General features: G+C 40.2%; 23 protein-coding genes. 2 read left to right on the forward strand and 21 right to left on the reverse strand.

Annotated features, from left to right (window positions below; genetic code table 11):
• Positions 1-12 precede the first annotated feature (12 nt).
• From I2432_RS09745 to I2432_RS09795, 11 genes are all read right to left on the reverse strand, one after another.
• A complete protein-coding gene (locus I2432_RS09745; RefSeq protein WP_164437590.1) occupies positions 13-159 on the reverse strand; it encodes a hypothetical protein in 147 nt (48 codons plus the stop codon).
• A gap of 109 nt (positions 160-268) precedes the next feature.
• Positions 269-2,467, reverse strand: coding sequence for an anaerobic ribonucleoside-triphosphate reductase (nrdD, locus tag I2432_RS09750; RefSeq protein WP_206158786.1), 2,199 nt, complete (start codon positions 2,465-2,467; stop codon positions 269-271).
• A gap of 95 nt (positions 2,468-2,562) precedes the next feature.
• Positions 2,563-4,122, reverse strand: a complete 1,560-nt coding sequence (locus I2432_RS09755) for a membrane protein (RefSeq protein WP_021321219.1) — start codon at positions 4,120-4,122, stop codon at positions 2,563-2,565.
• 557 nt (positions 4,123-4,679) lie between these two features.
• The gene (locus I2432_RS09760) at positions 4,680-4,979 is read right to left on the reverse strand and encodes a DUF1292 domain-containing protein (RefSeq protein WP_206158787.1); all 300 of its coding nucleotides are present in this window, start codon (positions 4,977-4,979) and stop codon (positions 4,680-4,682) included.
• A gap of 9 nt (positions 4,980-4,988) precedes the next feature.
• Complete coding sequence (gene ruvX / locus I2432_RS09765; RefSeq protein ID WP_015898660.1) at positions 4,989-5,408, reverse strand: Holliday junction resolvase RuvX; 420 nt, start codon at positions 5,406-5,408, stop codon at positions 4,989-4,991.
• Positions 5,405-5,674: an IreB family regulatory phosphoprotein gene (locus I2432_RS09770; protein ID WP_012516439.1), complete on the reverse strand. Its 270-nt coding sequence runs from the start codon at positions 5,672-5,674 to the stop codon at positions 5,405-5,407. Before I2432_RS09770 ends, ruvX begins: the two co-directional genes overlap by 4 nt.
• 115 nt (positions 5,675-5,789) lie before the next feature.
• Positions 5,790-6,188: a transcriptional regulator Spx gene (gene spx, locus I2432_RS09775; protein WP_012516440.1), complete on the reverse strand. Its 399-nt coding sequence runs from the start codon at positions 6,186-6,188 to the stop codon at positions 5,790-5,792.
• A 374-nt stretch (positions 6,189-6,562) separates the two neighbouring features.
• The gene (gene recA, locus I2432_RS09780) at positions 6,563-7,699 is read right to left on the reverse strand and encodes a recombinase RecA (protein ID WP_012516441.1); all 1,137 of its coding nucleotides are present in this window, start codon (positions 7,697-7,699) and stop codon (positions 6,563-6,565) included.
• 93 nt (positions 7,700-7,792) lie between these two features.
• The gene (locus I2432_RS09785; protein WP_206158788.1) at positions 7,793-9,064 is read right to left on the reverse strand and encodes a competence/damage-inducible protein A; all 1,272 of its coding nucleotides are present in this window, start codon (positions 9,062-9,064) and stop codon (positions 7,793-7,795) included.
• A 685-nt stretch (positions 9,065-9,749) separates the two neighbouring features.
• Complete coding sequence (locus I2432_RS09790; RefSeq protein WP_012516443.1) at positions 9,750-10,040, reverse strand: hypothetical protein; 291 nt, start codon at positions 10,038-10,040, stop codon at positions 9,750-9,752.
• On the reverse strand, positions 10,034-10,606 hold the full coding sequence (locus tag I2432_RS09795; protein ID WP_206158789.1) for a phospholipase A2 family protein: 573 nt from the start codon (positions 10,604-10,606) through the stop codon (positions 10,034-10,036). Before I2432_RS09795 ends, I2432_RS09790 begins: the two co-directional genes overlap by 7 nt.
• A 296-nt stretch (positions 10,607-10,902) precedes the next feature.
• Between I2432_RS09795 and I2432_RS09800 the strand changes: the two genes are divergently transcribed.
• On the forward strand, positions 10,903-11,748 hold the full coding sequence (locus tag I2432_RS09800; protein WP_206158790.1) for a helix-turn-helix domain-containing protein: 846 nt from the start codon (positions 10,903-10,905) through the stop codon (positions 11,746-11,748).
• A gap of 432 nt (positions 11,749-12,180) precedes the next feature.
• Here the strand turns inward: I2432_RS09800 and I2432_RS09805 are convergent, their stop codons facing one another.
• The 7 genes from I2432_RS09805 to argR form a co-directional block, all read right to left on the reverse strand.
• Positions 12,181-12,732 (reverse strand): DNA-3-methyladenine glycosylase I, encoded by a 552-nt coding sequence (locus I2432_RS09805; RefSeq protein ID WP_206158791.1) that lies wholly within the window; start codon positions 12,730-12,732, stop codon positions 12,181-12,183.
• Between the two features lie 9 nt (positions 12,733-12,741).
• The gene (gene ruvA / locus I2432_RS09810; RefSeq protein WP_115251409.1) at positions 12,742-13,338 is read right to left on the reverse strand and encodes a Holliday junction branch migration protein RuvA; all 597 of its coding nucleotides are present in this window, start codon (positions 13,336-13,338) and stop codon (positions 12,742-12,744) included.
• Positions 13,331-14,563 (reverse strand): MDR family MFS transporter, encoded by a 1,233-nt coding sequence (locus I2432_RS09815; protein ID WP_115251410.1) that lies wholly within the window; start codon positions 14,561-14,563, stop codon positions 13,331-13,333. Before I2432_RS09815 ends, ruvA begins: the two co-directional genes overlap by 8 nt.
• 10 nt (positions 14,564-14,573) lie before the next feature.
• Entirely contained in the window at positions 14,574-16,556 is a 1,983-nt protein-coding gene (mutL, locus tag I2432_RS09820) for a DNA mismatch repair endonuclease MutL (protein WP_115251411.1), read from the reverse strand.
• Between the two features lie 146 nt (positions 16,557-16,702).
• Positions 16,703-19,258 carry a DNA mismatch repair protein MutS gene (mutS, locus tag I2432_RS09825; RefSeq protein ID WP_206159093.1) on the reverse strand — a complete coding sequence of 852 codons (2,556 nt, stop codon included), beginning with the start codon at positions 19,256-19,258 and terminating at the stop codon, positions 16,703-16,705.
• Entirely contained in the window at positions 19,245-19,592 is a 348-nt protein-coding gene (locus tag I2432_RS09830; protein WP_014623648.1) for a YlbF/YmcA family competence regulator, read from the reverse strand. The genes mutS and I2432_RS09830 overlap by 14 nt, the downstream gene beginning before the upstream one ends.
• A gap of 1 nt (position 19,593) precedes the next feature.
• A complete protein-coding gene (argR, locus tag I2432_RS09835; RefSeq protein WP_012516453.1) occupies positions 19,594-20,031 on the reverse strand; it encodes an arginine repressor in 438 nt (145 codons plus the stop codon).
• 283 nt (positions 20,032-20,314) lie between these two features.
• Here argR and argS point away from each other — a divergent pair, with 283 nt between their 5' ends.
• Positions 20,315-22,006 (forward strand): arginine--tRNA ligase, encoded by a 1,692-nt coding sequence (argS, locus tag I2432_RS09840; RefSeq protein ID WP_206158792.1) that lies wholly within the window; start codon positions 20,315-20,317, stop codon positions 22,004-22,006.
• 47 nt (positions 22,007-22,053) lie between these two features.
• Here the strand turns inward: argS and I2432_RS09845 are convergent, their stop codons facing one another.
• The 3 genes from I2432_RS09845 to I2432_RS09855 all read right to left on the reverse strand — a co-directional run bounded on the left by I2432_RS09845 (position 22,054) and on the right by I2432_RS09855 (position 25,559).
• Entirely contained in the window at positions 22,054-23,448 is a 1,395-nt protein-coding gene (locus I2432_RS09845) for an ATP-binding cassette domain-containing protein (RefSeq protein ID WP_206158793.1), read from the reverse strand.
• 171 nt (positions 23,449-23,619) lie between these two features.
• Entirely contained in the window at positions 23,620-24,534 is a 915-nt protein-coding gene (locus tag I2432_RS09850) for a YitT family protein (protein WP_206158794.1), read from the reverse strand.
• 143 nt (positions 24,535-24,677) lie between these two features.
• A complete protein-coding gene (locus I2432_RS09855; RefSeq protein ID WP_206158795.1) occupies positions 24,678-25,559 on the reverse strand; it encodes a YitT family protein in 882 nt (293 codons plus the stop codon).
• Positions 25,560-25,562: the final 3 nt, after the last annotated feature.

The following is a 25,562-nucleotide window of genomic DNA, read 5'->3' on the forward strand; positions in this document are numbered from 1 at the left end:
CTGAGTGTGCCATTATTTCTTTGATTGCTTTACTTTTTCTAAAAATTGTGCTCTAAGCTGCTGCACTCGAGATTTTTTGTCTGTTTTTGTAACAGAATGTTTCTCATGAAACCTCTCTACTTGCTGCATTCCCTTGTAATCTAGCTGGTATTTTCCCATTTTTCTCCCTTTCTTTGTTACAGACCGGTCTTGATAACTAAAGGACTGCTTGCAGGAAGCAATCCTTTCTATAGACGATTATAGGTGTAATGAGACTCTTTTCCAGGGCTTATATCCCCGGATACTTGATGGTTGACCCATTCATGTGCTTGACACGAGCAGAGATTTCCTTATGACGACCATTGACCATTGGACGAGCCTGAGGGTTTCCTAAATAACCACAGGTTCTTTTGACCACATCTACTGTCTTAGGGTCATTGTTTCCACAATTTGGACAAGTAAAGCCTCGCTCTGTTGGGGTGAAATCTCCCTCAAAATGGCATTCATAGCACTTATCAATTGGCGTATTTGTGCCTAGGTAGCCCACACGATCATAAGCATAGTCCCAAACAGCTTCCAAGGCCTTGGGATTTTGCTGTAAAACAGGGTATTCACAGTAATGGATAAAGCCACCTGAAGCGCCTGCTGCTGGATAATCCTTTTCAAAATCTAGCTTCTCAAAAGGTGTCGGATTTTTACGAACATCATAGTGAAATGAATTCGTATAGTATTCTTTATCCGTAATATCAGCAACAACGCCAAATTTGTCAGTATCTAGGCGGCAAAAACGATCTGTCAAGCTTTCTGATGGTGTTGAGTAAACAGAGAAATGATAGCCATATTCATCTGACCAAGCCTCGCAAGCCTTCTTCATTTCCTTAACAATAGTGATTGTAAAGTCTTTGGCCTCTTGGTTGTGCTCCCATTGCCCACCGTAAAATACGGTTGCTACCTCATATAAGCCAATGTAACCCAATGATACAGTTGCGCGGCGATTGTTAAAGAGCTCATCAACATTGCCAATCTTAGCTAGCCGCTTGCCAAAGGCTCCATATTGGTAAAGAATAGGAGCATTGGCTGGCGTTGCCTCCTTAACGCGCTCCACACGATAAACAAGAGCGTCCTTACAAATGTGTAATCGTTCGTTAAACAGCTCCCAGAATTTATCCATATCGCCATTTGATTCCATAGCAATACGAGGTAAATTCATGGTTACAACCCCAAGGTTCATACGCCCTGAGGTAACATCTTGCCCCTGTTCATCCTTCCAGCCTTGAAGGAAAGAGCGACAGCCCATTGGTGACTTAAAGGATCCTGTCAGCTCAATAATCTTATCATAAGATAACATATCTGGATACATGCGCTTTGTGGCACATTCCAAGGCTAAGGTCTTAATATCATAGTTTGGTGAGTCTGGCTCTAAATTGAGCCCACGCTTGACCGTAAAGATGAGCTTAGGAAAGATTGCAGTACGGTGCTCGCTGCCTAAGCCATTAATTCTAATCGTTAAAATAGCCTTTTGAATCTCACGCTCAAACCAAGAGGTCCCTAGACCAAATCCCAATGAGGTAAAGGGGGTCTGACCGTTTGAGGTAAATAACGTGTTGATCTCATACTCTAGAGATTGCATGGCATCATAAATGTCTTTTTTGGTTTTTTCAAAGGCGTAACCTTCCCGCAGCTCCTCAATAACCCATTTTTCAGCGTCAGCCATATGCTTTTTGAAATTTAGCTCAGCATATGGTGCCAAAAATTCATCAATACGATCGGCTGTACAGCCACCGTACTGACTGGAGGCCACATTAGCAATGATTTGTGAAATTTGAGCTGTTGCTGTTTGAATAGACTTAGGACTTTCAACCTCAGCATTCCCAATTTTAAAGCCATTTGCCAGCATTCCCTTAAAATCAATCAAACAACAGTTTGTCATTGGCGTATAAGGACTATAATCTAAATCATGGTAGTGAATATCACCCTTTTGGTGAGCATTAGCGACATGTGGCGGCAGCAGCTTCAAGCCAATAGACTTACCAACAATCCCAGCTGTCAAATCACGCTGAGTATTGAAAACATCACTATCCTTATTGGCATTCTCATTGACCACTGTCTGATCCTTATGAATGAGCTTATCAATAGAAAAATTAATGTCTGTCGCCTGCGAGCGAGCAAAGTCACGCTGGGTTCTATAATTGATGTATTCCTTAGCAATAGCATATTCATTAGCAGCTAATAGCTCATGCTCAACAATATTTTGAATTTCATAAATTTTAATATTTGTAGGAAATCGCTCGATAATTTCTGCAATAACGCGTTCAGAAATAGCTTCTAGCTTTGCTTCAACGAGCGGTGACATGCGTGTTACCTTCATGCTTGCTTTTAACAGCGCACTGTAGATCTTTGTTGCATCAAAATTAACTAAGCGTCCATCTCTTTTAATAACCTTAATAGCTGGCTGAACAATAACTTTGTCTTTTTCTAATGTTATCATGTCCTATCTCCTTACTCGACTATTATATCACGCCACACAAAAAAATCAATATATTGTGTTAAGTTTTTTGTGCCGACACAATATATTGATTTTATTTATTTTTTCTGATATAGGCTAAAGCCCTTAACATCAATCTTTCTGTCAATTTTATAATTAGCTGTCACTATTTTCTTGACTGCCTTTGGTAATGCTTTTTGCTTATTGACCACAATATAGGCTGCCTTATTCTGTAGTAGCTCATCCTCTAACATCTGTTGATGACTCTCCTTTTTCAGATTAACAAAGGGGGAGGCAAACTGTGAAGCTGATTTGGCCTGCGTCTCCAGGTAAATTTTTGACGTATCGTCCCATACATAGATGGGTTGGTCCTCCGCTAGCCTCTGTCTTAGATAGTGAGCAATCTGAGAACGCTCTTGATTAATGGCAGAGCTGGTCACATACTGATAAGCTGTGCCAAAAACCGCTCCTAGCATTATGATTGCTGGCACATAGAAATGCTTATTTAGATAAATAGCAATAACCCGTCTCGCACCATTTTTCCCCTTACGACGACGATGACTAACCGTCCTAAGTCCTGCCTCATATTGTCGGCCAACAGAGCTTGATAGCAAAATCAAAGCATAAGGCAGTAAAGGCAATAGGTGATAAGTATGAAAATCATGCGATATAGCCGCAATACCAGCATAACTCAACACAACAAAGACTAGTAGCCATTTCATAGCAAGATCAGACTCTAGCTTAGGCTGCTTCATAAACGTCAGCAGCCCCGTTAACAGTCCTAAGCCAAGAACAAGTCCTAATTGGACTGTTAAACCGAGAATCAGCGATAAATCACCTGTCACAAAATAACTAAACGGATAAACAAGCGCCTGCTCCAAATAAGGACTCAAAATCTGTAGATTGAGGATAAAATAGCCTGCTGTATAAAACACCAAAAGCATTCCAAAAATAGCTGCTAACAGCTGATAAAAGCCTCGAGCAAAATGCTTTTGAGACACATTATAAGCAATAATCGCAATGCAAGCAAGCAGCCAAAAAAGAAGCGTCCTAGGCTCAATTAGCATGGCTATTGCCGCTGCAAAGCCAAAGAGAATAAAGGCCTCGTCCTTTACCAAGCCAGCAAAATACTTGGTTAAAAACCAAAGCGATACTAAGACAAAAGGCAGGGCAAGCTGGATCGCATATAAGCCACCAAATCCAAGACTAATAGACAATAGGTAATAGATAGCTGTAAAACCTAAAGCAACCTTCTGAATACCAGTCACATAATGGACTAATTTATAGAAATAAACACCTGTCAAATAAAAGCACAGCGCTTGAACAAGCACCAACCATACCGTTGTTCCCAAGTGATAACTCAAAGCTATGAGCACAAAAAACAGAAAGCCTCCTGTTGTAAACAAATCACTATATGGAATCTGACCTTTAGTCAACATCATTCCGATGTATAAATTTTGTGACTGAACGCTATTTGCAGTGTCTGCAAAAAAAGGAACCGCAACCGTAAGCAAGCTCGCTATGATGCTAAAGAAAAAGATATAAAATTTATATAAACTAGGGACCTTCATGTCATACTTAGTCGTATGTGACGATGGGTGGTCCTTCACCAAATAATTGACCTTTTCCAGCATAACTTCTTGATGTAATTGACTCAATGTGTTTCTCCTTGACATGTCATATTACAAGTATAGCAAAATCTATTATTTAGTCAATTTATGACAAAGGCTGGCATAAGTCAGCAGCTCTTTAAAGCGGTGCAGTGTCTTTAGCCTATAATGCTTTAGAAAGTTTTTTTCTTCTTGACTGAGTCTTTTGATAAAATCACCCCCATTAAGATTATTCGAAATAATACCCAGAAAAGCTAAGGATAATGGTAATGATCGGCTTTAAGCTAAAAGTAGCTATTGGCTATTTCTTTACTTATCAAAATAAGCAGCTTATGCTGTGCTAAGTTGAGTCATTTCCTATAGCCTAGCTACAGCTTTGTTAAGGCTTAAACTAAAAAAGACAACAGCAAGTAACTTCAACAAAATCACAGGCTATTGCAACATCTACAAGACCCTAAAAAACCTCTTAACAGTAGGCTATTTAGAGGTCATAGGAATAGCTATCACTCCTACTGTCTGATAAACCATAAAAATAGCCTAAAACCCGTGCTGCTAGCACCAAGATTCTAGGCTATTTATTATTTTAAAGCTAATGCCTCAGGTTGTTACTCTTCGTCTAAAAAGCTATTAAATACTTCCTCAATCATATCCCACTCAGCGTCTGAATCCTCTGGGATTGGCTGTAAGTCACCCTCTGTTCCGTCTTCATTTTCTGTAAATGAATAGGCCTGAATCTCAACCTCTCCTGATTCATCCTCTTGCGAACCAGCAGGAACTAGTAAAACATAGTTTTTACCGAATTCTTCACGTCCATCGATGGTTAATAAAATTTCAAACAATGCTTCATTTCCTTGCTCATCGACAAGTGTAATGACTTCGTGTTTGTGATCATGATTATGTGTCATCTGTTCTCCTTAATAGTTACAATCTAAATAATTCTGTAAAATCAGCTGCGCAGCCAGCTTATCGATTACTTTTTTACGTTTACCACGACTGATGTCTGCCTGCTCAATTAGCATACGCTCTGCCTCAACAGTTGTCAAGCGCTCATCTTGATAAGAAACCGGAATGTGAAAGAGCTCCTCAATCTTATCTCCATAAGCCTTACTTGCCTCAACACGTGGGCCACTAGTGTTATTCATATTCTTTGGCAAGCCAATGACAAACCGATCAACCTGATATTGCTTAACAAGCTCAGCTAATCTATCAAAGCCAAAATCCTGTTTATCTTCATTGATCCTAATAATCTCTAGTCCTTGGGCAGTAAAACCAAGTGGATCACTAATGGCCACACCGACGGTCTTAGAACCGACATCAAGTCCCATTATTCTCATCTAATATCTATTCCATTTCCTTGCAAATAATAGCGGACAAGCTCTTCTACGATCTCATCGCGCTCATATTTACGAATTTGGTTGCGAGCATCATTGTAACGAGGAACATAAGCTGGGTCCCCGCTTAGTACATAACCTACAATTTGATTAATCGGATTGTAGCCTTTTTCATCTAGTGAATGATAAACTGCCGTCAGCGTTTCGCTAATCTGCTTTTTATCACCATCGTCTAAATTAAAGCGGACTGTTTCATCTGTAAATCCCATACTTACACCTTCTTTCTAACTTTAAGTGCTACGCTCTATTATAGCTTATTTTTATTGAATAAACAAGAATTCAGATTTGTTAGGATATTAAAAAAAAAGCTCTGACAGAGCTTTTTTATAAGGCAGCGCGTAAACGCGCCTCTGCATTTTCAATATTACGAATAGAACGAGGTAAAAAGGCACGAATATCGTCTTCCTTGTAGCCCACCTGAAGACGCTTGTCATCGATAAGAATCGGACTTTTTAAAATACGGGGATTGTCCTGAATCAAATCAATAACCTCATTTACGCTTAACTCATCAATATCACAATTTAAGGCTTTGGCATAACGATTTTTAGAAGAGACAATACTCTCCACACCGTTTTCAGTCTTTGATAAAATAGCTAAAATTTCTTCTCTTGAAAGAGGTTCTTTTCCTAAATTCTGTTCTTTATACGGGAGCTTATGGGCATTCAGCCAGGTTTTAGCCTTTTTGCAGCTCGTACAACTTGAAATCGTGTAAATTTTTATCATGCTGTTCTCACTTTCTATCTCGTGATAATTCTATTGTAGCATAGTTTTTTTCTAATCAATATCGGTCTTTGGACCTATTTTTTAGTTTTCTTTTATGATCCCTTTAACCAAGGCCAAAATCCTATATTGAGCTAGTTGTAGGCAGACTTACTACGTCACTATCTTGTCTGTCAAAAACCTTTTTTATAGGGCTTTTATAGCTTAACAGTAAATCCCTAAAGAAAACATAAACTCAGTTGACAAATCGTCCAAACGTCCAGCCTAGCTCCTGAGCAGACCGATATAAAGCTTGATCAAACATAGGCTAAAAAGGACTTAACAGCAACTGTTAAGCCCTTTTTTGATGCTTTTATCTGAAAATCTAATACCAGATACTAATCCTCAATTTCAATGGCATCGTCTAGCTCTAAAACCAGCTCATCTGCTTTGGCTGCAGCTGGATCTACAGCTGCACTTTCCTCGGTATCTTCAAGCAAGCCAAATTTAACACGCACCTTATGATCAATCTCATCAAATAGCTCTGGGTGGTCAGCCAAATATCTCTTAGCATTTTCAGAGCCCTGACCAATTTTTTCACCGTTGTAAGAGAACCAAGCACCAGCCTTTTGAATAATGTCTAAATCTGAAGCAATTTTGATCAGCTCACCTGTACGTGAGATGCCTTCTCCATACATGATTTCAACCTCAGCCACCTTAAACGGTGGAGCAACCTTATTCTTAACAACCTTAATCTTAGTTTCCTTACCGATACTGCTGTCTTTTTGATCTCCAGTTCCTTTTATTTGTGTTGTTCCACGAACATCTAGACGGACAGAAGCATAGAATTTCAAAGCACGACCACCTGGTGTCGTCTCTGGATTACCAAACATAACCCCTACCTTTTCACGTAGCTGGTTAATAAAGATAGCAATTGTCTTGGTTTTATTGATTGAGGCTGAAAGCTTACGCATCGCCTGACTCATCATACGAGCCTGCAAGCCAACATGGTTATCACCAATATCACCATCAATCTCAGCACGAGGCACTAGAGCTGCAACAGAGTCGACAACAACCAAATCAACAGCACCAGAATCAATCAGTTTACCTGCTATCTCAAGTCCTTGCTCACCAGAATCCGGCTGTGACAAAAGCAGCTCATCAATATTAACACCCAGCGCCGCAGCATAAGCAGGGTCCAAGGCATGCTCCGCATCAATGAAGGCTGCAATACCACCTTCTTTTTGAGCCTGCGCTACTGCATGCAGGGCAACTGTTGTTTTACCAGAAGACTCTGGTCCATAGATTTCAATAATACGCCCTTTAGGATAGCCACCTGCTCCAAGCGCAATGTCTAAAGCAAGACTGCCCGAACTCATCACCTGAACCTTTTGCTCTGCACGCTCACCAAGGCGCATAACCGCACCCTTACCAAAATCTTTTTCGATGTTTTTTAACGCATCATCAAGTGCTTTACGACGTTCATCACCAAATTTTTTGGTGATTTCTTCATTTTTTTTAACTTTTTTTGCCAATATTTTCTCCTCTATTTAGGCTGACTAGCAAGCAATAAACAGCATAACCTCACATCTGTCTAGCTACTAATTTCCTAAAATACACTATCCTAATTATAGCAAATTCTCTGATTTTAATAAAGTTTTACGAACCATATTAAAAGCATATAAGGCAGCAATATACCGCACGTCCAAACGGCTACGGCCTCCTATGACAACTTTAAGAGATTCTACCTTATTCTTAGTGGCAAGGCCAATGAAAACTGTTCCTGCTGGCTGTCCCTCGAGTGCCTCTGGGCCAGCAACACCTGTTAGACCAACACCGATATCTGAATTGGTCAAGCAGCGTGCCTGCGCAGCCATTTGTTCAGCTGTAAAAGAGCTCACAACACCGTGCCTTTGTAGCTCACCCAATGGAATGCCAAGCATTCTTGCTTTTTCTTCAATGCTGTAGGTGATAAAGCCACCGTTAAACACCTGTGAAGCTCCCGCAAAATCAGTTAACTGAGCTTGAAACAGTCCTGCTGTTAAGCTTTCAGCTGCTGTTATCGTCTTACCACTTCGCTTCAATAGCTCAAAGGTCTCACGCGCCAAGGAATTATCCTCCCCATAGCCATAAAGCAAACGCCGTAAGGGTTGATTATCTACAGTTTTTATGGATAAGAGCTGCGCCTCTAGTCGATCCAGCCTTTCATCAGCTAATGCTTGGTTGTCAGCCTTTGTGGATAGTCGCAGTGTTACCTCGCCGGTCTTTGCATAAGGAGCAATGGTAGGATCTGTTTGATGCTTAATCAAATCCTCCAGAGCAGTCACCAGTTGACTTTCACCAATGCCAAAAAAACGCAGCACTCTTGAATATAGACTGGCATGACTAGCTGAAAGAAGGGGCACCAGCTCATTTTTTACCATAGGCTTTAGCTCACTTGGAGGCCCTGGTAAGACAACATAGGTTACCCTATCTACAGTTATTAACCCACCTACTGCAAGTCCTGTTTGATTTTGCAAAGCAATAGAGCCTTCAATCAGCTGCGCCTGACGTTGGTTATTTGGTGTCCTAACAGTCTGCTTACGATGTGCAAAAAAAGCATCTAATTTTTGACCTGCCTGCTCATCAAAGACCAAAGCTTTTCCTAGATACTTAGCTAAGGTCTGCTTCGTTAGATCATCATCTGTTGGACCAAGACCACCACATAAAATCACTAAATCACTTCGCTGGCTAGCAATATCAATAACAGAAAGCAAACGCTCTTCATTATCTCCTACAGCTGTTTGAAAATAAACATCAATACCAAGCTCTGCCATTTTTTCTGATAAAAATTGAGCATTGGTATTTACAATCTGACCAGTCAGAATCTCGGTTCCCACCGCAATGAGTTCAGCTTTCATTTTCCCACCTACTTATCTATTCGACATTCAATCTTATTTTAACAAAAAAAGAATCATCCATGAAGCATTGAAATAATTTTAGATGAATTAATGGTTTTCAATGATAATCAAATAAAGACTTATGTTGAAATAGTAACAATCAGAATAACTTGTTTAAATTTTCTAAAATTTATTTCATATGACAATCCCACTATCTCTCTAATTATCAACACACCGATAAATAGGTATTAGAAGCTAAGCAGTAATCTTCAAAAGATTTTAGGTAATTGTTAGCTTAAAATTGCACTTATTCACAACAATTTCGGAATAAAAATCAACCTCAAAAAACAAAAAGCGAGCAATGATAGGACTTCCGAATATCAGATCACTAACAAAGTCGCTTTTTTACTTTTATACTTGTGACAATTTGAATTGATTACAAAGTTTTTTTAGTTACATTTTATTCAAATGAACCAAGAATGAGAAAGCAATGCTCTAAGGATTTTGCATAAATAACAACTAATCAATCCAATATTAACAAGGAATACCCTGAAGCAGCAATTCCCATGCCTAGAATAGTCTTTTTAACATTGTCAACAGTGAACAAATGATAAAGAGATACTCCAAAGCATTTGAGAAGTAACAGGAAGCCTTACAGAAAAACAGCCTGTTCCTCATCTTCAAAACACCATAAACAGTTTAATTGTTAATTTCCCAAAAGTCCAGGTAATAGATAGAAAGCTAAGAAAAGATTAATCCAAAAAGCAGCACAGCATAGTAAACCAAAAATTCCAAGAACAATTTTTCTAGAAATAATGGCCATTATCATCGCAACTACTCCTAGTACGATAAATACCTGTTTCATAATCAGTGGATAGAGTAATACACCAGCCACAGTAGTATCCCATCGTACAAAAAACATCCCAATCCAGATCACAACAATAAGGAATACATAATACATGTAGTATCGATTGATAATATTTTTTAAGGTTAACATCCAATAGCACCTACCGTTTCAAAATATACTCTAATAGCATCAGCAACCCCCAAGGCATGAGCTGGCATCCACCGTCGATATACTTTAATGTAATTTACTAACTGACGATTGCATTCACAATTTGCATCAATCCCAGCTCCCCATCGATAACAACTGTCATGATTTTGACAGCCTTGATCTAAAACATCAATAACAGGTAAAGTAAAATTATTTCCGTTATGGCCAGGTCCACAATAATTACCATAAAGCTGCCATCCTGCCTTGAAATACTTTCGAGGGGTAAACGTTTGTTGTGAATAGTCCTCACTAATTGTCTCAACAAGGAATCCCATATCTATTACACCATCAGAAACCTTATCTTGAATAGCCTTGTCATAATCAAAATACAATCTATCACCACTTTGGACCAAATATTTTTTCAACAGTTCTCCATTGTAAAAACTCACATCACTATCTGTTGCCATAGTTGCACTTGCAGGTGCAGTATCTGCAGCTAAAACTTCATTTCCTAAACTAAATCCCAAAATACCAAAAGCAACTAATATAAATGCTAAACGTTTCTTCATATGCTTTTCTCCTCTTAAAATGTCTTTCACTAAGCTACTTGTATTTTACTCTTTGATTAATCTAGATAGTCTAATGGCAACAACATAACAGTAATCAGTTAAGTTCTATGGTCCCCAAGGCCACCATGGAAAATTACCCTCATTTACAATAAATGCCAATAGTGCTGCAAGTAATAATACAACCTTTAGATGTCTCCTCATAAATTTTCCTCCTTTACTCTTTCTAAATGCTATTATAAAATATTATTGTAGATTTTATTTTTTTGTAGCATTTAGTAACATTTTAGAGGTGTTTTATGCGTTGGGATTACGGTAAAATTTATCAAGCTATACGAAAATCTAAAGGATTAACACAAGAAAAGATCTGTGGAGACTTTTTAGCTCGTTCTACACTAGCTCGTATTGAAAGCGGACAAGTCATTCCTAAATTTGATACAATGATTTTTTTATTAAACCAACTCAATATGACACTGGAAGAGTTTAGATATGTCTGCAACACTTATCATCCTAGCACAAGGCAGGACATTTTAAACCAATTTTATAATCAGCTATCAGCTGTAAATATTACTGAATTAGAAAAATTACGCCAAAAATGCTTCAATTACCTTAAAAATAAAAATGATATTCCCATTTCTTATATTTTAGATAGTGTCGACGTCATGATAAGTCTTAGGAAAAAAGGCGTTAAAAACAATCAAGATTTACAAGAGCTAGCTTATAAAATCTGGAATTCCCTCGCAAAACAAGATACTTGGTATGAGAAAGATTTACAATTACTACATACCATTCTTTTTCACTTTCCTATCGAAATAATTGAAAATATCAGTCAAAAAATTCTAGATAGCCTAGCAAAATATAAAGATTACCGCAATATCAAATCGTCTGAATATGCTTTACTAACCAATCTTTCAACCATTTACCTCTATCACAACCTCAAAAAGGAATGCGAAGAAATTACCTTACTGACAATCAAATTAGCTAGACAGCTTAAACGCTATGATAGCTTAGGTTTTTCTCAAGTTCGTCTCGGTATTTGTCGCAATGATGATCACCTAATTAATAAAGGCTTACAATTACTGCAGTTGACAGAAGAAACTGAACTTCTAGAAACCTTGCAACATGAACTAAAAAACTACCGCTAAGAAATTTTTAAGCGGTAGCTTTTACTATAGACTGTAAATGAAAGACTAGCTGATAAGAAAAAAATAGAAACCAAGGGGTAACACCAATCGTACCGATACTCTATTATAACTTTTAGAGCCACAATCACATGCACCAAAATAAGTTATAGAAAGAAGCACCAGCCAACAGCAACACAATCGTTGAAGCAGTCCAATATATCTGCCTGATCAAACTATATCTTACTTTCAATAGCAGTAATAGGCTATAACCAACCACACATTAGAAGCTTACAACGTTCGCTACAGGGTAAATAAGGGGACTCACCATCTATACCTTAAAAGAGCAAAAACATAGCTCTTACACATCATCCTATAAGCAATTAAGATTGGGCAATTTTTATCAAGCTCCCTTTGATAGGCTAATGAAACATCACTCCAAAGAGGCGATTTCTTCTACCTAAACTCACAGTTCTCTTCATGGTCGTTTACCAATCCTGCTGCCTGCATAAAGGAATAAACAGTTGTTGGTCCTAGCCATTTGAAGCCACGTCTTTTTAAGTCCTTAGATAGGTTAAGAGATAGGTCTGTTTGAGCAGGTGCTGGGTTGTCATCGTTGACAAGTCTGTCAATTGGCTGACCTCCTACAAAGCTCCAAAGATAGCTTGAAAAGCTACCATATTCTTGTTGAATGTGTTGGACTGCCACTGCATTGTTGACAGTGGCTATTAGCTTTGGCTTGTGTCGGATAATTGCTGCATTTTGCAAGGCAGCAGCCATTTCCTGCTCACTAAAGCTTGCCACAGCCGCAATATCATAATGATGAAAAATGCTTCTGAAGGCTGGACGTTTTTTCAAAACAGTTAACCAAGATAAGCCTGACTGATAGCTTTCAAGACAAAGCAGCTCAAAAAGAGCGCGATCATCATAGACAGGCCTTCCCCACTCCAAGTCATGGTAATCACAGTAAAGCTTATTATCTTGTGGTACCCATGCGCAACGTTTCATATGAAGCACCTAGCCTTTCATAAGCATTTTAAGGGCTGATTTGATATACTGCTCAGCTGTCTCGCTTGTTCCCTCAAAGAAGGCACGAATTTTCTTTAGCTCTGTCGCCTTATATCCAAGGGCTAATAGGGCTTCGACAGCCTCATCAAGCTGTTCATTCCCCTGTTGCTTGGCTTTAGGGGGCTTGCTGCTTTCCTCCTTAGGTGCTTCAACGAACTTACCTGCTAAATCAAGCACCATTTGCTGAGCTGTTTTTTTTCCGATTTTAGGGAACCTCATCAAATATTTAATATCACTATTATCAATGGCATTGACGAGTCCTCTATTATCATCTACAGCTACAATAGCTAGGGCAGTCGTCGGTCCAATACCTGATACCGAAATCAACTTCAAAAAAACGTCCTTTTCTTCCTCACTGTGAAAACCAAACAGCAGCTGAGCATCTTCTCTGATCACCTGATGAAGATAAATCGTTACCTGCTGGTTGACACAGTCTGTAAAGCTATAAGGATTGGCAACAGCTATCATATAGCCTAAACCATTTGCTTCCACCACAATATATTTTGCAGTAATTTTTGTTAGCTGACCTTTAATATAATCATACATATGACACCTTTTTCTTCATTTTCGCAGATAAAACAATCACATAGAGTCCCACACAGGCAATCAAAACAAATGCTAGCTGAACCCCAACCTGTCCTGTAAAGTGACTAAGAGAAACCAGCAAACCTGCTAGAATAGCTCCTAAGGGCTGAGCCATAGAAATAAATCCTGTATAGGAACCAATTTTAGACTGATCCATCATTTCTGCTCTTAGCACTTGATTGGCAGGAACATTTAGCATTTCACCAATGGTAAACACCACAACTGAACACCAAATAGCAAAAAAGCCAGTAAAAGTAAATGACAACAGCATACCAAAGGCAAAAATAACCGATCCAATTACCAGCTGTGGCAACAATCTCCACTTTGCTGTCAAGCGATTAATAAGTGTCATCAACAGCACAATCAGCAAGGTATTGGTAAAGACCATCAATGACAGCATTTTTGAGCTGGTCAGATGAATACCGAGCACATCAGTCTCTTCAAAATACAGCTTAAGGTGAACCGGAACGTAATTATCCATCTGCAACCAAACACTGCTAAACAAAATCGTCCCTACGGTAAATAGCACAAAAGCGCGATCCTTAAACACTTGCCGGTAGTTAGCAAGACCTGCTAGAATACCAACACCATGCTCAAAGCGGTAATGCTCAGGCCTCGTTTCACCAAAATAACGATAGGCAATACCAAAGCAGACAATATTAATAATCAATAAAGCAATCAACAGCTCTAAGAAATATTGATCATAGAAAAGCCCTGAAATACCTGCACCAAGCATAATGGCTATATTAATAAACCAGTAATTAATGGTATAAACAAAGCGACGATTGCTATCATCTGTTAAATCAATCAGCATAGCCTCATAGGCAGGAGCGTAAAAGCTGGAAGCAAGCTCAACCAGCAAAATTCCCACAAAGGTCAACCAAGGAAGAACCATCTTTGGAGCATTGGCCAAAATGGTCAGCAGCCAGCCTAAGGTGCTCACAACTGAACCAAGCATAATTACTTTCTTACGACCAATAGCATCTGACAAATGACCTCCATATAAGGTCCCAATAAAGCCTGTAAAGCTAGTCACCATCATTAGTATGCCTGTCCAAAAGGCGCCAAAGTAGCTTGTATAGTACATCGCCATAAAAGGAAAGATACTACTGCCAAGCGTAATTGTAATAAAGCGCACAAACTGCCTCACTTGTATTTGCTTAGGCAACTGGAAAAATTCTCGCATGCTATCCTCTCTAGTATTTGCCCAATTCTCTCAAGCTGGTATGATTTTCTTGAATACGACGGAACATCTTTTCCATGTCCGCCTTACTGAAATTAATCAAAACAGGTCTACCATGTGGGCAGTTATAAGGATTTTTACATTGAGCAAGCTGTAAAAGCAACTGTCTTGCTGAGTAATCATCTAAGCTATGGTTTGCCTTGATGGAACGTTTACAGCTCATCATAATCGCTAATTCTGCTCGGTAGGTTTTGATGGATACTTCATTTGTCAACAATAGCATGTCACACATTTCATAAACGCCAGATTCAATCTCTGCCTCCTTCATCCAAATAGGATGCTCCCTAAGAATAAAGGTATGATTGCCATATGGCTCTAAATAGATACCAACCTCATTCAAAAGTGACATTTTTTCCTGAAGGTTAATAAAATCTGACCCAGAAAATTCAAAAAGATAGGGCACCAGCAATTGCTGTAGGCTATTGTCAACCTCACCAATCTTGTCACGATAATACTCATACTTGACGCGCTCCTGAGCTGCGTGCTGATCAATGATAAACAAGCCATCTCTGCCTTGGGCAAAAAGGTAGGTCCCATGCATTTGACCAAAATAATCAAGCTCTGGAAAGACTGACTGCTCTTCATTTTCTAAACGATCAAGCATCTGAGATAATTTTTGCTTATTGTGGACATCAAGACCCGGGTGCTCACTATCAGAAAGCATAGGAGCTGGCCGACTAGCATATTTAACACTTGGAGCAGCTGCTTCAGATTCAGTCTTGGCCAGCTGCAAATTGTCAACCTGCTTGACACCACTGTCAACCAAAGTTTCATGGTTAAAGCCCTGCGGGCTATCCTCTGAAACCACTGTTTCTTTGGTAAAGAAATCATTTTTTTGCGGATCATAATAAAGCTGACTAGGCTGTAAAGGCAAACTGGTCTGCTCAGGCTTTGAAAATGAACGTGTGCTGGACCTAGCTAAATTTTCCAAGGCATCAGGAATCAAGTCCTGTTCTCGCAGGCTCTCTGAAATAGCTGTACTAATCAGGGCCATTAATTCACGCTCCTTAGAAATTCTGATTTCCTGCTTGGTTGGGTGAACATTGACATCTGCCAGATAAGGATCAATTTGAATATCAATGACAGCTATAGGAAAGCGTCCCACCATCAGCTTAGAGCCATAACCATCTAAAATGGCTCGATTTAACAAGAAATTTTTAATATAGCGACCATTGATCAGGATAGTAATGTAATTACGATTAGCTCTTGTCAGCTCTGGCAGACTCACAAAGCCTCCCACTTCAAAATCTAAATCAGCACTAGAAATGTCAATCATTTTTTTAGCAGTATTCAGGCCATAGATACCAGCAAGCGCTTGACGTAAATCCCCAGCCCCAGAGGTTTGTGTTAGCTGCTTGCCATCACTGATCAATGTAAAAGCAATCTCTGGGTGAGCCAGGCTCAAGCGATTGACGACATCAACAACATGAGCCAGCTCCGCTTGTAAGCTCTTCATGTATTTCAGTCTAGCTGGTGTATTGTAAAATAGGTTTTCTACCTTGATTTTTGTACCAACAGGTGTTGAGACAGCTTCCAGCTGCTCAATCTTACCGCCACTAGCAACTAATATTGACCCATGCTCTGCATCAGCTGTTGCTGTTTTGATCGTTAGTTTACTGATAGAGGCAACCGAAGGCAAAGCTTCTCCTCGAAAGCCAAGTGTTCTGATTCTGAACAAATCACTTTGACTTTTGATTTTACTTGTGGCATGACGACGCAGGCTAAGGGGCAGGTCCTCGTGAGACATCCCTTCGCCATTGTCAGTGATTTGAATCATTTTCAAGCCAGACTCTTCTATTTCAACAGTAATCTGACTACTCTTTGCATCTATGGCGTTCTCAACCAATTCTTTAACAACACTTGCTGGTCTTTCAATGACTTCACCAGCTGCAATTTGATTGGCGAGAACCTCAGGTAATTCGATAATTGTTGTCATATATTTCCTCGCATTCTTATGGACTATTATAACATAAAACTAAAAGAGCCAAGCATCAGAGCTAGCAAGGGTCTTATGGTCAATAAACCAAAAAGCACCTGTGGCCTGGTGAGCCTACAAGTGCCTTTAACATCTGATACTAGCTTTTACAGTAGCTTTTTTAGCTCATAAAGAACGGTCATGGCCTGAATGGGAGTTAGATTCATCACATCAACACTCTCAAGCCTTTTAATAATCTCGCTAGAGGAGCCATCATCTGTAAAAAGTGATAGCTGCTGATTAGCCAGCTGCTGAGTCTCTCTTACTTCTGTAGTTGATAAGACGGACTCTCTTGCTTGTGATTGAGCTTCCAGCTTGGTTAGCACAGTATCAGCTCTGGCTAGTAAATCCTCTGGCAATCCAGCTATTCTCGCCACATGAATCCCATAGGATTTATCAGCAGGACCTTCGGCAATCTTATGCAGGAAGGTTACATTTCCATCTTTTTCTAACGTCGCAACATGAACATTAACCAGCTTTGTCAACTTGGTTGACAGTTCTGTCAATTCATGATAATGGGTCGCAAACATAGTCTTTGCACCAACCCTATCATGAATGTATTCGATGATAGACTGGGCTAGTGCCATACCATCATAGGTCGCTGTACCACGCCCTAACTCATCAAACAAAATCAGGGAATGAGGGGTTGCTCGCTTGATAGCATGATTAGCCTCCATCATCTCAACCATGAATGTAGACTGGCCTGAGATCAAATCATCTGCTGCACCAATCCTAGTAAAAATAGCGTCAAATAAAGGCAGGCTAGCAGATTCTGCAGCTACAAATGAGCCTATCTGAGCCATAATGACTGTCAAAGCAAGCTGTCTCATATACGTAGACTTCCCACTCATGTTTGGTCCTGTAATGAGCTGAATGCTTGTCTGTGGACCAAAGGAAATACTATTTGGAATATACTCCTGAACACCTAGGACCTTTTCAACAACAGCATGCCGCCCATTGTCAATTGCAATCCTGCTCTCCTGATTAAATAATGGTCGAACATAGTGATTCTTCTCTGCAACCACTGCTAAGCTTTGTAGGACGTCAACAGTTGCTAGGGCTTTTGCTAGCTGCTGCAGCCTATCAATATAGGTCTCTACTTGAGCACGAATACGCATGAAAATATCATATTCCAGGCTAGATGACTCCTCTCTAGCCTCAAGCATTTGTCCTTCAATCTTAGCTAGCTCTGCTGTCCCATAGCGCTCAGAATTTTTCAGTGTTGCCTTTCTAAAAAAATGGTCAGGAACCATACCTAGATTAGAGTTGGTCACATGAAAATAGTAGCCATCTTTTTTATTGTAGTCAATTTTGAGATTGGTTATCCCACTAGCCTGTCTTTCTTTTGTCTCGATATCAGCAATCCAGCCGGTACCTTCTCGCATAACCTTTCGGTAATGATCCAGCCGCTCATCAAAGCCTGTTCTGATAATATTGCCTTCATTGATAGTGGCAGGAGCATCTGGATCTATAGCCGACCGTATCAGATGCTCTAGCTCAGGCAGTGTGTCAATTTGATTGACAAGCTTGTCAAGATAAGGGCTGTTAAAGGCCTCTAAGACTGCCTTGATATAGGGTACCTTAGCCAAAGTATGACCTAGCTGTAAAAGGTCCTTGGGATTTGCTTTTCCAAAGGATACACGACTAGATAAGCGCTCAATGTCGTAAACACCCTTTAAACTATCGCTTAAATCGGTCCTTTCAATAAAGGCATTAAGAAACACCTGGATAATTTCCTGACGCTCTAGGATCGCCTCACTAGTCACAAGTGGTCTATCAATCCAAGCCCTTAATAGACGCATGCCCATGGCTGTTTTGGTTTCATCAAGTAGCCAATAAAGGCTCCCATGCTTTTTACCAGTACGAGCATTTTCAAGCAGGTCAAGGCTTGATTTGGTTGCATAAGACATCTGCAAATAATCCTTAATGTCATAGTGGACCAAGGTCTGTAGATGGCTAAGCTCACGTAGCTGGGTTTGGTGAACATAGTGTAGTAGCTTACCTGCTGCAGACAGCTCAACTGCTGTTAGCTGATGATCAATCAAAGGTGAATCCTCTAGTGCTGTCGTCTCAAAGGACAGCAAAAGATTCATCTGCTTTACCAAAATAGCCTGCTCTTCTTCAGATAATTCAAAGCCTAAAAGAACCTCTCTTGCCTTCAGGTTTTGAATCTCACTTTTGACACTGGCAAAATCTGCTAGGTCTGTGGCAAAAAATTCTCCTGTAGAGACGTCCATATAAGACAGGCCATAGGCCTTGCCATCAAAATCAACAGCCACCAAAAAATTATTGGGACTATCAGGTCGGCTTGAGTCCACAGCCGTTCCCGGAGTAATGACCTGAACCACCTCACGCTTAACAACACCGATTGCTTGCTTAGGATCCTCCATCTGCTCAGCAATAGCAACCTTATGCCCCAAATCAATTAAAACATCAATGTATTGTTGGACAGAATGGTAAGGAACACCTGCCATTGGAATTGGGTTGTCAGCATTTTTATTACGACTGGTTAAGCCGATTTCTAAAATCTGCGCTGCCTTAACAGCGTCTTCATAAAATAACTCATAAAAATCTCCCATCCTAAAAAGCAAAAAAGCGTCTGGATAGTTCTTTTTGATGTCCAGATACTGCTGCATTCCGGGAGAAACATTAGTCTTTGCCATCATTGAACTCCTTATTTAATTCATCTTCTATAGTTCCTGTAATGTACCGAACCAAGTCACTAGCGTTTTGCATTTTGTCACGATAATCATCTATCAATGGTTGATGATCTAAATCGTCTCGTAATTGCTGAGCCTTAAAAGCTGATTCTTCAGCTGCTTTATCCTTAGCGATTTGACGAAAAAGATAGGTGTCCTGTTGATGTCGCTTCATCTGATAGGCCTTTTGATTATAATCAGTCCTTTGAAGCAGCTGCTGAGCCTCCTTGTAAGCTATAATGCTTGAATGCTTTTCCAGCGCTGCTATCAGCTGATGTAAGGATTCGCGGTAAGGCATACTATAGACCAGCAGCTAAATCTTTTTCAAAGCGCTTGGCAATCTCCTCATCACGACAAATAACAAGTAAGGTGTCTGCACCAGCAATCGTGCCCAAGACATCCTCGATAGCATCATTGTCAATAAGATTTGCCAACACGTCTGCTTCTCCCAGATTGGTATGGAGAACCAGCATAAAGCCCGCTCGATCAACCTTTAGGACATAAAAGCGCACATCTGGACTAAATGGTGTGGCAACAGGCTCAGAAAGACTGTAGTATAGCTTACCTCTATCATCTCTTAATTTGAGTAATCCGATTTCTCTTAGATCTCGTGATAGGGTAGCCTGAGTGACCACGATACCATCCTTTTGAAGAAGCCGTCTAATCTCCTCCTGTGTGCCGATGTGCTCAGCCTGAATAAGTTGCTTGATTTGCTGCTGCCGTTCTATTTTATTCATGATATATTTCCCCAATGTATAATTATCCTCTCAAATTATAACAAAAAAATGGTAGTATTTCATCTTAGCTCTATCAATTTGCTTTATTTTTATTTTAAGGAAGCATTATTTCTTGCTCATATCATTAGACCCCCTAGATTTGGCAGGCTTTGCTGTACTAATGTCTTTACCTTGGTTTCAAAAACACCTGCAAGCCTTCTAGTATAATTTCTCAATAGACACCTCGTTTATTTCCAAGAAATGTGTTAGAATAGGGTGACAAACTATTTTTAGGAGAAGCAATATGGACACTAAAACTCTGATTGCAGCTGAGATTGCTAAGGTTGTTCCTGAACTAGAGCAGGCTGCCATTTTTAACTTACTTGAAACACCCAAAAATTCTGACATGGGAGACTTAGCCTTTCCAGCCTTTAGTCTAGCAAAGGTGCTTCGCAAAGCACCGCAGGCTATTGCTAGTGATTTGGCTGAAAGGATTGATGCCAGCCAATTTGAGAGAGTTGCTGCTGTTGGTCCTTATGTCAATTTCTTTTTAGATAAGGCTAGCATTTCTGCACAGGTCCTTACACAGGTGATTACTGACGGAGCTGACTATGGTCAACAAGATGAAGGACAAGGACGTCATATTGCTATTGATATGTCCAGCCCTAACATTGCTAAGCCATTTTCAATTGGCCACCTGCGCTCAACAGTTATCGGTGACAGTCTTGCTCATATATTTGCAAAAATGGGCTATAAGCCTGTTAAAATCAATCACCTAGGTGACTGGGGCAAACAGTTTGGTATGCTTATTGTAGCGTATAAGAAGTGGGGAAATGAGGCTGCCGTTCAAGCACACCCAATTGATGAGCTCTTAAAGCTCTATGTGAGAATCAACGCAGAGGCAGAAGCTGATCCTAGTCTTGATGAGGAAGCACGTGAGTGGTTCCGCAGGCTAGAGGAGGGAGATCAAGAGGCTACAGAGCTTTGGCAGTGGTTCCGCGATGAAAGCTTGATTGAGTTTAACCGACTCTATGACCAGCTAGGAGTTAGCTTTGATAGCTATAATGGTGAAGCCTTCTACAATGATAAAATGGATGAGGTCCTTGAGCTTCTTGAGGACAAAGGCCTACTAGTCGAATCTAAGGGAGCTAAGGTGGTTAACCTTGAAAGATATGGTATTGAGCACCCAGCTCTCATTAAAAAATCAGATGGGGCTACGCTTTATATTACTCGTGATTTAGCTGCTGCCCTTTACCGCAAGCGTACCTATGATTTTGCAAAATCAGTTTACGTAGTTGGCAACGAGCAAGCTGCACACTTCAAGCAATTAAAGGCTGTTCTTAAAGAAATGGGCTACGATTGGTCAGATGACATGACACACGTTGCTTTTGGACTTGTAACAAAGGGTGGAGCAAAATTGTCAACACGTAAGGGCAATGTCATTTTGCTTGAGCCAACAGTTGCAGAAGCCATCAGCAGAGCAGCAAACCAAATCGAAGCTAAAAATCCTAAGCTTGCCAACAAGGAAGCAGTAGCTCATGCTGTTGGTGTGGGAGCCATCAAGTTCTATGATTTAAAAACAGACCGCATGAATGGCTATGACTTCGACCTTGAAGCAATGGTATCCTTTGAAGGAGAAACTGGTCCTTACGTCCAATATGCACACGCGCGTATCCAATCTATCCTGCGTAAAGCAAGCTTTACACCAACTGCCGATACAAGCTATAGCCTTAAGGACCCTGAAAGCTGGGAAATCATCAAGCTTATCCAGGACTTCCCTCGTATCATCAAGCGTGCTTTTGATAACTTTGAGCCATCAATCATGGCAAAATTTGCTATTCATTTGGCACAAAGCTTTAACAAATATTACGCTCATACCCGTATCCTCGAAGACGATCCAGAGCGTGACAACCGCTTAGCACTTTGCTATGCAACTGCAATCGTCCTCAAAGAAGCGCTTCGTCTATTGGGTGTTGAAGCACCAAACGAAATGTAGACTAACAAGCCTAAGCTAGTGAGAATAAGCTAGCCTAGGCTTTTTTGCTAGTCTTCAAAATGATAGGCTATTAAACGATGGTCCTTAACCTCATAAATTTCTGTTGCTACCTTATTAACAAATGCTAGGTCATGAGAAATCAATAAAAGAGCAGCTGGATAATCAAGCAAGCAAGACTCCAAGGCCTCAATAGCGACAAGATCCAAATAAGTTGTCGGCTCATCTAAAATCAAAAACTGATGATCTGTCAGCAAGGCAGCCACTAACGCCAAACGAACCCTTTCCCCACCAGATAAGACAGCTACCTTTTGATTGGCCTTATCATAATCAATGCCCATCATAGCTAGATAATTTAAAATGGTTACCCTATCTTGATTGGACTGCCGACTAATGAGCTCTACTGCTGTCTGATCCAGCTCCCAGTCAGCCTGGTCCTGTTTAAAATAGGTTATCCTTAGATTTTGCGCATAAAATCCAGACAAGGCCTGGGCTGCAAGCTGATCTAAAAAGCTGCTTTTACCAGCCTTGTTTCTCCCGATAATCGCTATCCTGCTATGTGATCTGATCACAATACCAGGATAGTCAAACAATAGCTGATAGTCCTTTGTAAGGGTACCTTCTTGTAGGTGTAAAAGAGTATTTGGTAGTGTACCTTCGTTTGGATCCTTTTTTAATTTTGCCCAAGCCTTTTTGCGCGGACTGTTAACCTCTTTCATTCGAGTGAGTCGATGTTCCATAGCTTTAGCTGCTTTTGCCATAGCCTTGGCCTGTGAATCATAGCTGCCCGCAAAGGAATTGGTTTTCCAATCTGACCGAGAAACCGACTTTTTCTTTACAGCCATTTTGTTGGCCTGCACTTTTTTTCTGGTCAGGCTTTTTTTCAACTGATTAGTCTTTCGTCGGTATTCCAAGAAAGCTCTTAGCTGCTTATCCTCCTCCAGCTGTCTAGAACGCTGATAATCATCATAATTGCCATGATAAATCTTGATCGTTTGATGCTCAAGTAGCCATATTTTCTGACTTACTTGATTAATCAAGTACCTATCATGACTGACCACCAGCAAGGTTCCTCGGTAGCGCTTCAATTGATTAATGAGCCAATCACGATTAGCATGGTCTAAATAAGAGCTTGGCTCATCTAAAATTAACAGAGAAGGCCTTGCTTGAAGAGCCTCTTTTAGGTAAGACATCGCCCTCTCACCTCCAGACTGAGGGCTAGCTGACTTGATTTGCGGAACATAAGCAATGTCCCCATGCACCTGCAAAAAGCCGCTATAATCGGTGCTTTCTCCGATAATTGTCTTTAAAAAGCTAGTCTTTCCAACTCCATTGTCACCAATGATGAAAACCCTCTCGCCTTGGTTTAACATGAGAGAATCTATTGTCAATAAGTTTTTTTCTGCTGTATCTAAAACATAATGCTGAATATTAAGCGCTTCCATATTTATTCCTTTCTATCATCAGAAAGGCCTGAAAAAGTGCGCACAAAAAGCCATGATTTCCAAGCCTCAAAGCAGACACTAATCCCTTGCTTTTAATCATAGATTAGTGCTTGACAATGAGTTAATTGTTAATCATGGCTTTTTTCAACCTCTTATTTCTGCTTATTTTCTTTATTTTAACATGTTTGATTTTTTCTGTAAAGCCTTCTCAATTGGCTTGTCAAAATTTTTGCGACGAATCTTGAAGTCTGAGCTGATTACCTCATCAACATCAATAATAGAGATAAAGGCGTCTGGATCTAGCTCTGCTAAAATACGCTTCACCTCTCGCACCTCTGTTGGATTGAGCGTCACGTACATAATATTATAATCATGACCAGAATAAGCACCTTGTCCCTTTAAATAAGTCACTCCTCGATTGATTTCTGTCAAGATAGCCTGCGCTGCAGCCTGCGACTGCTTTGTGATAATAATCATACCACGAATAGTATAGCCACCATTTTGAACAACGCTAATCATCTGGCTAAAGACAAAGCTGGCCACTAATGTATAGAGCATATGCTTCAAATCAACATAAGTGAGAGAAGCTGTCAGTACCAAGGCATCTACAAGTAACAGGGTTTGTCCCAGCTTAGCGCCAAACTTTTCCTCTGCAATGCGGGCAATAATATCAGTCCCACCAGTTGTCGCTCCATATCGAAAAACAAGGCCACTACCAATTCCTGCAAACAAGCCTGCAACAACCGCAACAAGCATCATATCATTCTCTAAACCAAGCTCCATAGGCACCTTTTGCCACAGCCAGATAAAGACTGACATAAGAACGGTTCCATAAATCGTTAAGGCTAGGGAGCGCCTTCCAAAAATCTTAGCCCCTAACATAAATAAAGGCAGATTAAATAAAAGTGACGAATAAGCCGGATTGATCCCAAAATGAGCATGCAAAATCAAGGTAATCCCAGCTACGCCACCCTCAGCCAATTCATTAGCCATGTTGAAATTAACAAAACCAAAGGTATAGATGGCAACACCCACCGCAATCAATAATAGCTCTCTTACACGATGCCGTTTGTCATGATTTGTCATTCACTTTCCTCACTATTCCTTACATGTGTTAGGTACCAGATGAAAGCTCAAGAACTGCCCTTTAATAGCTACACTACAATAAGCTTGACAGCCCAGCGCTTTCATTAGCATAATCAAAGGCTATGAATGTGATATCCCAGCCTTTATATTTTTTTCGTTTTATGATATTTACTTTTTGTGGCGATAAATTCCGGACTATTGACTTCATTCACATCAAAGAAGGAAACAAAGGCATTGGGATCAACCTGTGCTATAAAGGCCTTTAGCTCTCGAACGTCTGATCGGCCTAAAGCTACATAAATAACCCGTTTCTCACGACCAGAGTAAGCACCCTCACCATGTAAATAGGTGACTCCTCTACCTAGCTCCTCCATAATGAATTCTGAAATAGCCTGAGAATAATCTGAAATAATAAAGGTTCCGCGTGCAGAATAACCACCATTTTGCACTAGATGAACAATCCTGCTATACATGAAGCTAGCAATCAAAGCATACATCATCTGCGGTATTGAAATATAAGTCAAGGAAACCACCATGACAAAAATATCAATTCCTAATAAGGCTTGATTGAGCTGCAAGCCAAACCTATCCTCTATCAGCTTAGCAATAATATCTGAGCCACCAATCGTTCCACCATTTCTAAAGACAATGCCGCCTCCTAAACCGCCAAGAATTCCTGCCAGCAAGGACACTACTAAATTGTCATGATCTAAGTCAATAAAAAGGGGGAGCTGTTGAAACAGCCAAACAAACCAATAAAGTGATAAAATACCGGTCACAGTATACACCATTGCCCGTCTGCCAAAGAGCCTTGCACCCAACAGGACGAGAGGCAAATTAATCAGATAACCTGTTATTGAAGGATTGATCTGAAACAAGGCATTAGCAACCTGCGTCAGTCCCGCTAGCCCATTAGCAGCAATACGATTTGCCATGTAAAAGTAGACAAAGGCAAAGGCATAAATAGCTGAGCCAAGAATAATAAAACAACAATTTTTGAGCTTCAAGCTCTTATTAGCTGGCATATC

Origin of the sequence: Streptococcus equi subsp. zooepidemicus, assembly GCF_015689395.1 — a bacterium.
In the GTDB taxonomy this organism is placed as follows: domain Bacteria; phylum Bacillota; class Bacilli; order Lactobacillales; family Streptococcaceae; genus Streptococcus; species Streptococcus equi.

What these genes read in the sequence shown, in the direction of transcription:
- mutL (WP_115251411.1), bottom strand. Translation starts at nt 16,556, where the DNA reads ATGACAACAATTATCGAATTACCTGAGGTTCTCGCCAATCAAATTGCA.
- I2432_RS09745 (WP_164437590.1), bottom strand. Translation starts at nt 159, where the DNA reads ATGGGAAAATACCAGCTAGATTACAAGGGAATGCAGCAAGTAGAGAGG.
- I2432_RS09845 (WP_206158793.1), bottom strand. Translation starts at nt 23,448, where the DNA reads ATGGAAGCGCTTAATATTCAGCATTATGTTTTAGATACAGCAGAAAAA.
- argR (WP_012516453.1), bottom strand. Translation starts at nt 20,031, where the DNA reads ATGAATAAAATAGAACGGCAGCAGCAAATCAAGCAACTTATTCAGGCT.
- I2432_RS09800 (WP_206158790.1), top strand. Translation starts at nt 10,903, where the DNA reads ATGCGTTGGGATTACGGTAAAATTTATCAAGCTATACGAAAATCTAAA.
- I2432_RS09830 (WP_014623648.1), bottom strand. Translation starts at nt 19,592, where the DNA reads ATGCCTTACCGCGAATCCTTACATCAGCTGATAGCAGCGCTGGAAAAG.
- nrdD (WP_206158786.1), bottom strand. Translation starts at nt 2,467, where the DNA reads ATGATAACATTAGAAAAAGACAAAGTTATTGTTCAGCCAGCTATTAAG.
- I2432_RS09795 (WP_206158789.1), bottom strand. Translation starts at nt 10,606, where the DNA reads ATGAAGAAACGTTTAGCATTTATATTAGTTGCTTTTGGTATTTTGGGA.
- I2432_RS09785 (WP_206158788.1), bottom strand. Translation starts at nt 9,064, where the DNA reads ATGAAAGCTGAACTCATTGCGGTGGGAACCGAGATTCTGACTGGTCAG.
- I2432_RS09850 (WP_206158794.1), bottom strand. Translation starts at nt 24,534, where the DNA reads ATGACAAATCATGACAAACGGCATCGTGTAAGAGAGCTATTATTGATT.
- I2432_RS09770 (WP_012516439.1), bottom strand. Translation starts at nt 5,674, where the DNA reads ATGGGATTTACAGATGAAACAGTCCGCTTTAATTTAGACGATGGTGAT.
- I2432_RS09815 (WP_115251410.1), bottom strand. Translation starts at nt 14,563, where the DNA reads ATGCGAGAATTTTTCCAGTTGCCTAAGCAAATACAAGTGAGGCAGTTT.
- ruvA (WP_115251409.1), bottom strand. Translation starts at nt 13,338, where the DNA reads ATGTATGATTATATTAAAGGTCAGCTAACAAAAATTACTGCAAAATAT.
- I2432_RS09760 (WP_206158787.1), bottom strand. Translation starts at nt 4,979, where the DNA reads ATGACACATAATCATGATCACAAACACGAAGTCATTACACTTGTCGAT.
- ruvX (WP_015898660.1), bottom strand. Translation starts at nt 5,408, where the DNA reads ATGAGAATAATGGGACTTGATGTCGGTTCTAAGACCGTCGGTGTGGCC.
- spx (WP_012516440.1), bottom strand. Translation starts at nt 6,188, where the DNA reads ATGATAAAAATTTACACGATTTCAAGTTGTACGAGCTGCAAAAAGGCT.
- I2432_RS09855 (WP_206158795.1), bottom strand. Translation starts at nt 25,559, where the DNA reads ATGCCAGCTAATAAGAGCTTGAAGCTCAAAAATTGTTGTTTTATTATT.
- mutS (WP_206159093.1), bottom strand. Translation starts at nt 19,258, where the DNA reads ATGGCAAAGACTAATGTTTCTCCCGGAATGCAGCAGTATCTGGACATC.
- I2432_RS09805 (WP_206158791.1), bottom strand. Translation starts at nt 12,732, where the DNA reads ATGAAACGTTGCGCATGGGTACCACAAGATAATAAGCTTTACTGTGAT.
- I2432_RS09790 (WP_012516443.1), bottom strand. Translation starts at nt 10,040, where the DNA reads ATGTTAACCTTAAAAAATATTATCAATCGATACTACATGTATTATGTA.
- argS (WP_206158792.1), top strand. Translation starts at nt 20,315, where the DNA reads ATGGACACTAAAACTCTGATTGCAGCTGAGATTGCTAAGGTTGTTCCT.